Raw genomic sequence first — 10,731 nt, forward strand, 5'->3', positions numbered from 1 at the left:
ACCACGAAGGTCCGAAGGCCCGCGGTGAGCGGTGTTACCAGGAACCGGCGGTGGGGCCGGCCGAACCGCCCCGACGGCGCAGGTACTTCTCGAACTCCTGAGCGATCTCGTCACCGGTCAGCGGGGTGATGCCCTCGTCGCCGACCCGTTCCTCCAACTCGCGGACGTACTCGCCGAGTTCGGCATCCTGCTCGGCGGCGCTCCGCACCCGCTGCTCCCACTCGGCGGACTCCTCGGCCAGGTCGGCCATCGGCACCGGCAGGTCGACAACCTCCTCCACCCGGTGCAGCAGGGCGAGGGTGGCCTTGGGGCAGGGCGGGTTGTTGGCGTAGTGCGGCACGTGCACCCAGAACGAGACGGCGTCCACGTCGGCGCGGGTGCAGGCGTCGTGCAGCACGCCGACGATCCCGGTCGGCCCGTCGTAGCGGGTGGGGGTGAGCTGGTAGCGCTCGGCGGCCTGCGCGTCGGAGGCGCTGCCGCTGATCGGCAGCGGCCGAGTGTACGGAACATCGGCCAGCAACGCGCCGAGCAGCACCACCCGTTCCACCTCGAGGCTGTGGCAGATCTCCAGCACCTGCTCGCAGAACGTCCGCCAGCGCATGCTCGGCTCGATGCCGCGGATCAGCACCACGTCGCGTTCGGTGCCCTCCGGACTGGCCACCATGAACCGGGTCGTCGGCCACTCCACCCGGCGGGTCTCCCCGTCGGCCATGGTGATGGTGGGCCGGCTGACCTGGAAGTCGTAGAAGTCCTCCGGATCCAACTCGGCGACCTGCCGGGCGTTCCACACCTGCTCGAGGTGCTCGACGGCGGCGGTGGACGCGTCGGCGGCGTCATTCCAGCCCTCGAACGCGGCGATCGCCACCGGGGACCGCAGCACCGGCAGTCCGTCGAACTCGGTCACGCCGTCACCTCACCCTGCTCGTCGCGGCCGGCGCCGGGATGGCGCCCGGTCGTCATACCGTGGGGCACAGCGGCGTCCCTGTTGTCCTTCACGTCCGTCAGCCTACGTCCCGAGCGGAGGTACGGCCGGTCGGCCGCGCCGGTCGGCCGCTCCCAGGCCCGGTCATACCCGAACGGACCGGACAGCGTGATCCCGCTGACACAATTTGGGATCGGCTGCCGAGGGTGGGTGGGCGCGGCGGCTGCCGCACTAACCTGGACGGGTGCGGACTTCGTTGATGGATGCGCTGGCTGACCGGATTCTCATCGCCGACGGGGCGATGGGCACGATGCTGCAGGCCGCCGACCTCACCCTCGACGACTTCGACGGCCTCGAGGGATGCAACGAGATCCTCAACGTCACCCGACCGGACGTGGTGCGCGGGGTGCACGACGCCTACCTGGCCGCCGGCGCGGACTGCGTGGAGACCAACACCTTCGGCGCCAACCTCGCCAACCTCGCCGAGTACGACATCCCGCAGCGCATCCGGGAGCTGTCCGAGGCGGGCGCGCGCATCGCCCGGGAGGCCGCCGACGCGGCCAGCACCCCGCAGCGGCCCCGCTTCGTGCTCGGCTCGATCGGGCCGGGCACCAAACTTCCCACCCTCGGCCACGCCGCGTACGCGACCCTTCGCGACGCGTACCAGGAGAACGCCGCCGGTCTGATCGCCGGTGGCGCGGACGCGCTGATCATCGAGACCTGCCAGGACCTGCTCCAGGTCAAGGCGGCGGTGGTCGGGTCGAAGCGGGCGATGGCCGAGCTGGGCCAGTCCGTGCCGATCATCTGTCACGTGGCCGTGGAGACCACCGGCACCATGCTGGTCGGCAGCGAGATCGGTGCGGCCCTGGCGGCGATCGAGCCGCTCGGGGTCGACCTGATCGGGCTCAACTGCTCGACCGGCCCGGCCGAGATGAGCGAGCACCTGCGCTACCTGTCGCAGCACTCCCGCATCCCACTGTCGGTGATGCCGAACGCCGGTCTGCCGGTGCTGACCGCCGACGGGGCGTATTTTCCGCTGACTCCCGTGGAGCTGGCCGAGGCTCTGGAGCGGTTCATCACCGAGTACGGGGTGGGGCTGGTCGGTGGCTGCTGCGGCACCACCCCGGAGCACATCCGGGTGCTGGCCGAGCGGCTGCACGGCGTCACCGCCCCGGCCCGCGAGCCCCGGCACGAGGCGGGCGTCTCCTCGGTCTACCACCCGGTGCCGTTCGCCCAGGACGCGTCGGTGCTGATGGTGGGGGAGCGGACCAACGCCAACGGCTCGAAGGCGTTTCGGGAGGCGATGCTCGCCGGCGACTGGCGGGCCTGCGTGGAGATCGCCCGCAGTCAGGCCCGCGACGGCTCGCACCTGCTCGACCTGTGTGTGGACTACGTCGGCCGGGACGGCACGCAGGACATGCGCGAGCTGGCCGGCCGGTTCGCCACGGCGTCGACGCTGCCGATCATGTTGGACTCCACCGAGCCGGCCGTCGTCGAGGCGGGGCTGGAGATGCTCGGCGGCCGGTGCGTGGTCAACTCGGTGAACTTCGAGGACGGCGACGGCCCCGAGTCCCGGTACGCGCGGGTGATGCCGATCGTCCGCGAGCACGGCGCGGCGGTGGTGGCGCTGCTCATCGACGAGGAGGGGCAGGCCCGTACCCAGGAGTGGAAGGTCCGGGTCGCGGCGCGGTTGATCGACGACCTGACCGGTCGGTGGGGCCTGGACCGCTCCGACATCCTGATCGACGCGCTGACCTTCCCGATCGCCACCGGTCAGGAGGAGACCCGCCGCGACGGTCTGGAGACGATCGAGGCGATCCGGGAGATCACCCGCCGCTACCCGGGCGTCAACTTCACCCTGGGCATCTCGAACATCTCCTTCGGGCTCAACCCGGCGGCCCGGCAGGTGCTCAACTCGGTGTTCCTGCACGAGTGCGTGCAGGCCGGTCTGACGTCGGCGATCGTGCACGCCAGCAAGATCCTGCCGATGTCGAAGATCCCCGACGAGCAGCGCGAGGTCGCGCTCGACCTGGTCTACGACCGGCGCCGCGAGGGGTACGACCCGGTGCAGCGCTTCCTGGAGCTGTTCGAGGGCGTCGACGTGACAAGTGCCCGGGCCAGCCGGGCACAGGAGTTGGCCGCGTTGCCGTTGGACGAGCGTCTCAAGCGGCGGATCATCGACGGTGAGCGCAACGGCCTGGAGGCCGACCTGGACGAGGCGATGGCCGGCGGCCGGTCCCCACTGTCGATCATCAACGACATCCTGCTGGACGGCATGAAGGTGGTCGGTGAGCTGTTCGGCTCCGGCCAGATGCAGTTGCCGTTCGTGCTCCAGTCCGCCGAGGTGATGAAGACCGCGGTGGCCTACCTGGAGCCACACATGGAGACCGCGGAGGACGGCGGCAAGGGCCGCATCGTGCTCGCCACCGTGCGCGGCGACGTGCACGACATCGGCAAGAACCTGGTCGACATCATCCTGTCCAACAACGGCTACGAAGTGGTGAACATCGGCATCAAGCAGCCGATCAGCGCCATCCTGGACGCCGCCGAGCAGCACCGCGCCGACGCGATCGGCATGTCCGGGCTGCTGGTCAAGAGCACCGTCATCATGAAGGAAAACCTGGCCGAGATGGCCACGCGCGGGGTCGCGGAACGCTGGCCGGTCCTGCTGGGCGGGGCGGCGCTGACCCGCGCGTACGTCGAGGACGACCTGCGGTCGATGTTCCCCGGGCAGGTGCACTACGCGAGGGACGCGTTCGAGGGGCTGTCCCTGATGGACAAGGTGATGACCGCCAAGCGTGGCGGCGCGCCGGTGATCGACCCGGAGCGGGAGGCGGCGCTGGCGGCGCGGCGGGCCCGCCGGGAACGGCAGCGGTCCATGGTGACCGAGTCCCTGCCCGAGCTGCACGACTCCTCGATCCGCTCCAATGTGGCCGCGGACGTGGCCGTGCCCACCCCGCCGTTCTTCGGCACGCGGGTGGTCAAGGGCGTGCCGATGGCCGAGTACGCGGCGTTGCTCGACGAGCGGGCCACGTTCCGTGGGCAGTGGGGGTTGAACGGCGCCCGCGGCGGCAACGGTCCGTCCTACGAGGAGCTGGTGGAGACCGAGGGTCGGCCGCGCCTGCGGTACTGGCTGGACCGGCTGATCGCTGACCAGGTGTTGGAGGCGGCCGTGGTGTACGGCTACTTCCCCGCGTACTCCGAAGGCAATGACCTGGTGGTGCTCGACGAGAACGGGCACGCGGAGCGCGCCCGGTTCTCCTTCCCCCGGCAGCGCCAGGAGCGGCGGCTCTGCCTTGCGGACTTCTTCAAGCCCAAGGGCGACCAGCTCGACGTGGTCGCGTTGCAACTGGTCACCGTCGGGCAACCCGTCAGCGAGTACGCGGCGAAACTGTTCGCCCGCAACGAGTACCGCGACTACCTGGAGGTGCACGGGCTGTCCGTGCAGCTCACCGAGGCGCTCGCCGAGTACTGGCACCGCCGCATCCGGGCCGAGATGACCCTGCCCGACGGCCGTCCCCTGGGCCACGACGACCCGACCGACCTGGCGGGGATCCTGCGCAACGACTACCGGGGCTGCCGGTACGCGTTCGGCTACCCGGCCTGCCCGGATCTGGAGGATCGGGCGAAGATCGTGGACCTGCTCGGGTCGGAGCGGATCGGCGTGGAGTTGTCGGAGGAGTTCCAGTTGATGCCGGAGCAGGCCACCGACGCCATCGTGGTCCACCACCCGGAGGCGAGCTACTTCAACGCCAAGTAGCGGGCGCAGGTGCCCTGACCTGCACCGGAGCGCCGTGCCTTCGCGACTCTCGTGCCTACGACTTCAGCGATCGAGAGCGCAGATCGGCCGTAGCAGAGATGCCGAAGGCGGCGGGGACGGTCCGGTCTGGACCGCCCCCGCGCCGGGAATCACTCGGGGATGATGAATTGGGCGGTGCTGGTGGTGTCGTAGTTGACGCCGTTCTTCTCGGCGTGGTGGATGCAGTTGATCGTGACCGTGCGGGACTGGACGGGAACGCCGGTGACCGGGACGGTCGGAGACCAGAAGGTCACGTCAACGAGGGCGCCGTTGTTCTCGGAGTCATAGTCGTGAGTGGAGTAGCTGAGCACGGTGGCGGAACACCGGACGTTGATGTAGTTGGCGTCCACCCGATCGTTGCCCCAGGTGGCGAGCCGGGAGTATCCGCGGACCTTTACGCCGCCCTGACGCAGTGGCCAGCTTCCTTCGTGGCCGGTGTCTTCCAGTTGGATGACGCCCTGCAGGTTGTAGGTCGGGGTGGGTGGGGTGCTGCCGCCGCCGCCACCACCTTCACCGCCACCGCCACACTCCGAATCGATGGGGCACTCGGGGACCCACGCCTGCGCCGGCGTGGTGGTCACGCTGATGAACGCGGTACAGGCCAGCAGGGCGACCCCCAGCGTGGAAGCGCGTCTAAGCACGTCATCTCCTGTCAGCAGACGCCCGGGTATGTCACCCAGGGCGTGCGATTGGACGCGTAAAGTATGGCCACCGGATTAGGGAGCGCGATAGGCATTGCGCCTTACGAGGCGGCAGATCGTCCTTTGTTCGCTCACCGGATGTCGTCGGACTTGCCCTTGCCAGTCAACAGGATCTCGGCACGCCCTCGATCGGCGTGCAACGTCATCCTTTGCAGGAAACGGCGCCAGCCGAATTACGCATTGTTGGATCGGCGCGTGTCGCGCCGTCGGCGCAATGGCCTGAGGTGGCCGGACGATCCGGCTCCCTCTTGGAGAGGGTTCCGGGTATGGGTTGGTCGAGCGTCTGGCAAAGTGGGCCCGATCGATGAATTCAGCTCGGTCGATCGGGGTGGCGGGCGACCTCGCGGACGGTGGTGATCAGGGCGGTGCCGGCTGCGGTGGCGATGCCTCGACGATGAGGCAACGGTCTACGGAGAGCGCTGTGGTAGCCGGATGAACTGACGATCATGGTCACTGACTGTCGCCCTGGGCCCGGCGGCGCGCAGGACGACGTCGAGCACCAGGTCACCGTCGGCTTCGTAGGCTCCGCTGGCCCAGGCCGCGTTTGGTTCGATCACGGCCCAACGGCCGTCGATGATCCCCACGTCCACCACGATGGCGGTGGGGAGCGTGTGACCAAGTCCGGCCACCAGGTCGGTTCCGAAGGCGAGCGCGTCGGCTGTCGCCGGGCCGAGGCGCAGCCTCCCCTGCTCGGCGTACTGACTGCCGGTATGGACCGCGCCGTCGAGCAGGTACAGCCGGTACTCGGTGGCAAAGTCGACGATGTCGCTGACGAGGACGGGAGTCTGCCGGTCGACAGCGTCCGGGCCCGGCAGGCGGGAACCGTCCGTATAGATCATGGCCCGGATGGACTTGTCGTTTGGTGACTTGACGAATGCGGGTCGACGGAGTTCGTAGGCTTCCCCGATCGTGACCGCTGTGATCTCTCGGCGTGTGAAGTCCCGGGGCAGTCCAGCGAGCCAGTTGTGCGGGGCCTCCAGCGGGGCGATCCCGAACAGGGGGGCGACGGCGTCGGCGAAGGTCGGCCCGGCGTGCAGGTGGTCGGCTTGCACACCGGCGGGCACCTCGAAGGTGGGAAGCTGCACGGTGGGCAGCCCTCGTCGGTGGGCGGTGTCGCGCAACCGCTGAGCCGATGCGGTCAGTCGCGGTGGCAGGACGAGTGTCACGGACGAGGATCCTGCCGTATCGGGTGGCGCGGCCACAGCCGATATCCGTGGCTTGACGCCGTAGCGCTGTCGGGGCTGGTCCTGTCCTCGTGGCAGGATCTGCGGCCATGGGCTTGGCGCATGCTCTCGCTGAGTGGACGGACGTGGACAGCGCCCAGTACGAGTTGGGCAGGACGCTGGGCCTGTTCACGGATCGCACGTTCATGCAGGTCAAGTGGGTGTTCTGGTCGGACAATCCGGTCGGCGCGGCGCTCGTCGACATGCTGCACGCGTTGGTGAAGGCTGGCGTGCTGGAGCACCGCGACGAGCCCGACCACCAGTTCCGATGGAAGACGGCGACCCCGCTGGATGGCCTTCGTTGAACGCGTCGATGGTCTCGCCGCGTAGTGCGGCAGGTCAGGCGTTGTCGAGCACGAACGTTCGCATGAGGTCGGCGCATTCAGCCGCGTGCGTTTCCAACAGGAAGTGCCCGCCGTCGTAGAGATGCGCGTCCATCCGATCGAGAGCGCGGTGGTAGGCGAGGACCTCGTCGACGTCGAAGAACGGGTCGTGCCGTCCCCAGAGCACAAGCGCCGGCGGCTGGTGGGCACTGTGGTAGTCGGCCAGCTCGTCGAAGCGGGCGACGTGGTTGGCGTAGTCGGTGAACAGTGCGAACTGGGCTTCGATGTTGCCGGGTCGCCGCATGCGCTCCCAGTCGAGGTGCCACGACTCGGGAGGTTGCAGCATGCGCACGCCCTCGGGTAGCCCGGCGAGGTACTGGTCACGGGTCCCGGCGAAGGTCAACCAGTCGGGCAGTTTGGCCCGCTGGTGGTCGGTCGGGTCGGCCCAGTACGCCTTGGCGTCGTCCCACTGCGCGCCGAGGCCGTCCTCGTGCGCGTTGCCGCTCTGGACGATGAGGCCGCGAATCCGATCCGGGGCACGGGTGGCCAGGTGGTAGCCCACGGGGGCGCCGAAGTCGTGCAGGTAGACGAAGAAGCGCTCGACCCCGAGATGGTCGAGTAGGTGCTCGATGGCGCGGGAGAGGTTCTCGAAGGTGTAGTCGTATTCGTCGATGGTCGGTGACGAGGACATGCCGAAGCCGGGGAGATCGGGTGCGATCACGTGCGCGACGTCGGCAAGCGTGGGCATGACCTCCCGGAAGGTGTGCGACGAACTCGGGAACCCGTGCAGCAGCAGTACGGTCGGCTGGCCGGCCTGCCCGGCCTCGCGGAAGAACACCTCAAGGCCGTCGATGTCGGCCTGCCGGTGGCGGACCTTCTGGATGGCCTGCATCGCGTCCTCCTCCTGGAGTGTCGGATCCAACCCAAACCTAGCGACGAGTCCTCACGCCCGTACCCGTTCCACCCGGGACGGGACAGGACGCCGCGAATCGCGGCCCGCCGCGAGTGGGCCACTGCGTTGGACCAGTTCGGTGGACACGGCCTGCTGATTCCCGGAATTTCTGGTACGGCCAGCGGGTGGACGTCGACAATCGGCTACGACCATGATCCTGCGGTAGCCCGCCTCTTGTGTCGTTGGGGTTCAACTGGCCCCGATCAGTGGTGTCTGCGCACAACCCCGTCCCGCAGACTCCGGGGGGTGACCACCTACCCTGGGAAGAAGAAGATCGGAAATCTTGGTGCCGTCGGTATCGCGGCAGCCATTTCCGTCTTGTTGTGCTGCGGCGTCGGCACCATTGGGGCGCTCACCGACAATGACAGTGACAAGAAACCCGTCGCGGTGGCTACTGCGACCGCTTCGAGCGTCGGCGATCGTATCGTCGACAACGCGACTGTCACCGCCAGTCCCACGCCGGACGCACAGGCGTCCCCCAGCCCATCGCCTTCGCTGAGCCCGACACCCGGTCCGCTGCGCACCATTGGTACGCCGACATCGCGTCCGGTCGCCAAGCCGACGACCAGCAAGCCGAAGCCGAAGTCGGCGGCGACCAGCAAGCCGAAGTCGACGACCGCAGCGCCGAAACCGAAGACGACAACGGCAGCGCCGAAGCCGAAGCCGACCACCGCGAAACCGGCACCGCCGCCGGTGTCGACAGTGCATCCCGGGTCGTTCTGCTCCAAGCAGGGGGCGCGTGGGGTGACGAAGACCGGTAAGCCGATGGTGTGCACGACCACCGCGACGGATTCCAGGAAGCGGTGGCGGGCGGCGTAATCCACCACCACGACGAGCCCGGTCACCTAAAATGGTGCCGGGCTTCGTTGTCGCTGATAGACCCTTGCATAAACGGCGCGGTCCGCACGACAGGTGGATGCCGGATGGCGCGTGCGTGGCAGAATGCCCTGCGATCCGGTGTCGCATGCGGATGTCGAGAACGGCGGGGCGGCTCCGTCCCAGGGGCGGATGCGGCAACAACACCGCACCAGACCCAGGGAGTCCCAGCATGGCGATCCAGCGGATGGACAACGTCCTCATCGTTGTCGAGGATCTTGACGCCGTCATTGCGTTCTTCGTCGAGCTCGGCATGGAGTTGGAGGGCCGGGGGCCGGTCGAGGGGCGGTGGGTGGAACGGGTGATCGGCGTCGACGACGTTCGGCAGGAGGTCGCGATGCTGCGGACCCCGGACGGCCACGGCAAGGTCGAGCTGGCGAAGTTTCACACGCCGGCGGCGATCAGAGTCGAGCCGACGGACGCGCCCACGAACACGCTTGGCATTCGTCGCATCATGTTCGCCGTCGACGACGTCGAGGACGTCATCGCCCGCCTGCGTACGCACGGGGCCGAACTCGTCGGTGAGCTGGCGCAGTACCAGAACGTCTACCGGCTCTGCTACGTCCGTGGCCCGGAGGGCATCGTCGTCGGACTGGCCGAACAGCTCACCTGACGGCCAGCGCAGCGCCGGTCAGGCCAGGATGTCGGCGACCATCGTGTCGGCGTTCTCGAACGACTCGACCGTCCGGAACCCTTCGGTGGCGTAGAACCCCGCTGCGACGTTCGCCCGCTCCACGCTGAGCGACACCCGACGGATGCCGCGTGCACGCGCGGCCTCCAGGACGGCGCGCAGCAGCATCCGGCCCACACCCCGGCCGCGCCACGATTCCACCACGCCGATGGTCAGCTCCGGCACATCGTCGCTGACGTACCCGTAACCCGGGTCGGCGGCGGTCAGGTGCCGCAACCAGGCCGCGCCGACCGGCCGACCCGCCGGCTCTGCCGCGACCACCCCGATGTCGTCCGGCCGCATCCACCCGGTGACATAGTGCGCCAGCGCGGGGTCGGCCAGGATCCGCTCGCGCGACCAGTTGCGCTCCGGCAGCCAGTTCACGGCCTCCACCAGCATGTCGACCAGGAACGGGTGATCGGTGGCGGTGGCCGCGCGGATATCGACGTCATGCACCGCCATACCCTGGCACAGGACCAGGGCTCAGGCGACCAGGATGCCGCCGTCGACGGTCACCACCGTGCCGGTGGCGTAGGTCGCCCGCAGCAGGTAGGCGACCTCCTCGCCGCTGGTGCGGGAGTTCGTCGACATCGCCGCGCGTCGGTCGTAGCACCAACCGGTGAGCGGCGCGGCCCGCGCGGCGACGGCACCTGGTTTCCTGGTTACCCTCAGGGCATGTTCCGTGCGGCCCGGCCCGATGACTTCGCGCAGATCATCCGCCTCTACCGGCAACTGAACCCGGACGATCCGGTGCTCGACGACGGCTCCGACGAGGTGGCGTTCCAGCAGATCGTGGGCACACCGGGGCTGCGCCTGTTCGTCCTCGAACTGGACGGGGTCGTCGTCGCCACGACGTACCTCAACGTGATCCCCAACATCAGCCGGTCCGCGTCGCCCTACGCGGTCATCGAGAACGTGGTCGTCGACGAATCGCGGCGCGGCAGCGGGCTCGGCCGGCAGATCATGGCCGGCACACTCCAGGCCGCCTGGGACGCGGGCTGCTACAAGGCGATGCTGATGACCGGTTCGCGCAACCCGGCGACGCACGCCTTCTACCGCGCCTGCGGGTTCTCGGCCGACGTCAAGACCGCCTACCTCGCGCGACCACCGGCATCCGGACGTTAGGGCATGTTTCATAAGAACTGGCCGGCCTGCGGCGGGCCCGAACGTCGACCGGCGGCGTTGCGGTTTCGCCCGGATACGACACCGGTATCCGAACGAAACCGCGCCTTGCCGGATCGCCGCCCGGACTCCGCCTCGGCTCG

10 protein-coding genes are annotated in these 10,731 nt (G+C 68.8%); 4 read left to right on the forward strand and 6 right to left on the reverse strand.

Features of this window, described 5'->3' with window-relative positions:
• Window positions 1-34: 34 nt before the first annotated feature.
• Window positions 35-904, reverse strand: a complete 870-nt coding sequence (locus AB0F61_RS22110) for a PAC2 family protein (protein WP_357812529.1) — start codon at window positions 902-904, stop codon at window positions 35-37.
• Window positions 905-1,166: 262 nt separating this feature from the next.
• Here AB0F61_RS22110 and metH point away from each other — a divergent pair, with 262 nt between their 5' ends.
• Window positions 1,167-4,682 carry a methionine synthase gene (gene metH / locus AB0F61_RS22115; RefSeq protein ID WP_357812531.1) on the forward strand — a complete coding sequence of 1,172 codons (3,516 nt, stop codon included), beginning with the start codon at window positions 1,167-1,169 and terminating at the stop codon, window positions 4,680-4,682.
• A gap of 149 nt (window positions 4,683-4,831) precedes the next feature.
• Here metH and AB0F61_RS22120 read toward each other — a convergent pair whose 3' ends face one another.
• Window positions 4,832-5,362 (reverse strand): hypothetical protein, encoded by a 531-nt coding sequence (locus AB0F61_RS22120; protein WP_357812533.1) that lies wholly within the window; start codon window positions 5,360-5,362, stop codon window positions 4,832-4,834.
• A 467-nt stretch (window positions 5,363-5,829) separates the two neighbouring features.
• Complete coding sequence (locus tag AB0F61_RS22125; protein ID WP_357812535.1) at window positions 5,830-6,588, reverse strand: ATP-grasp domain-containing protein; 759 nt, start codon at window positions 6,586-6,588, stop codon at window positions 5,830-5,832.
• A gap of 107 nt (window positions 6,589-6,695) precedes the next feature.
• Between AB0F61_RS22125 and AB0F61_RS22130 the strand changes: the two genes are divergently transcribed.
• Window positions 6,696-6,950: a hypothetical protein gene (locus AB0F61_RS22130; protein WP_357812537.1), complete on the forward strand. Its 255-nt coding sequence runs from the start codon at window positions 6,696-6,698 to the stop codon at window positions 6,948-6,950.
• A 34-nt stretch (window positions 6,951-6,984) separates the two neighbouring features.
• On the opposite strand, the gene AB0F61_RS22135 is transcribed toward AB0F61_RS22130, so the two are convergent.
• Together AB0F61_RS22135 and AB0F61_RS22140 are read right to left on the reverse strand one after the other, a co-directional pair.
• Window positions 6,985-7,860: an alpha/beta hydrolase gene (locus AB0F61_RS22135; protein WP_357812539.1), complete on the reverse strand. Its 876-nt coding sequence runs from the start codon at window positions 7,858-7,860 to the stop codon at window positions 6,985-6,987.
• A gap of 314 nt (window positions 7,861-8,174) precedes the next feature.
• The gene (locus AB0F61_RS22140; protein WP_357812541.1) at window positions 8,175-8,765 is read right to left on the reverse strand and encodes a hypothetical protein; all 591 of its coding nucleotides are present in this window, start codon (window positions 8,763-8,765) and stop codon (window positions 8,175-8,177) included.
• Window positions 8,766-8,968: 203 nt separating this feature from the next.
• Between AB0F61_RS22140 and AB0F61_RS22145 the strand changes: the two genes are divergently transcribed.
• Window positions 8,969-9,409, forward strand: a complete 441-nt coding sequence (locus tag AB0F61_RS22145) for a VOC family protein (RefSeq protein WP_357812543.1) — start codon at window positions 8,969-8,971, stop codon at window positions 9,407-9,409.
• Between the two features lie 18 nt (window positions 9,410-9,427).
• Here the strand turns inward: AB0F61_RS22145 and AB0F61_RS22150 are convergent, their stop codons facing one another.
• Window positions 9,428-9,922 carry a GNAT family N-acetyltransferase gene (locus AB0F61_RS22150; RefSeq protein ID WP_357812545.1) on the reverse strand — a complete coding sequence of 165 codons (495 nt, stop codon included), beginning with the start codon at window positions 9,920-9,922 and terminating at the stop codon, window positions 9,428-9,430.
• A gap of 219 nt (window positions 9,923-10,141) precedes the next feature.
• Here AB0F61_RS22150 and AB0F61_RS22155 point away from each other — a divergent pair, with 219 nt between their 5' ends.
• A complete protein-coding gene (locus tag AB0F61_RS22155; RefSeq protein ID WP_357812547.1) occupies window positions 10,142-10,591 on the forward strand; it encodes a GNAT family N-acetyltransferase in 450 nt (149 codons plus the stop codon).
• Window positions 10,592-10,731 lie beyond the last annotated feature (140 nt).

Origin of the sequence: Micromonospora sp. NPDC023888, from assembly GCF_040639415.1 — a bacterium.
Classification (GTDB): domain Bacteria; phylum Actinomycetota; class Actinomycetes; order Mycobacteriales; family Micromonosporaceae; genus Micromonospora.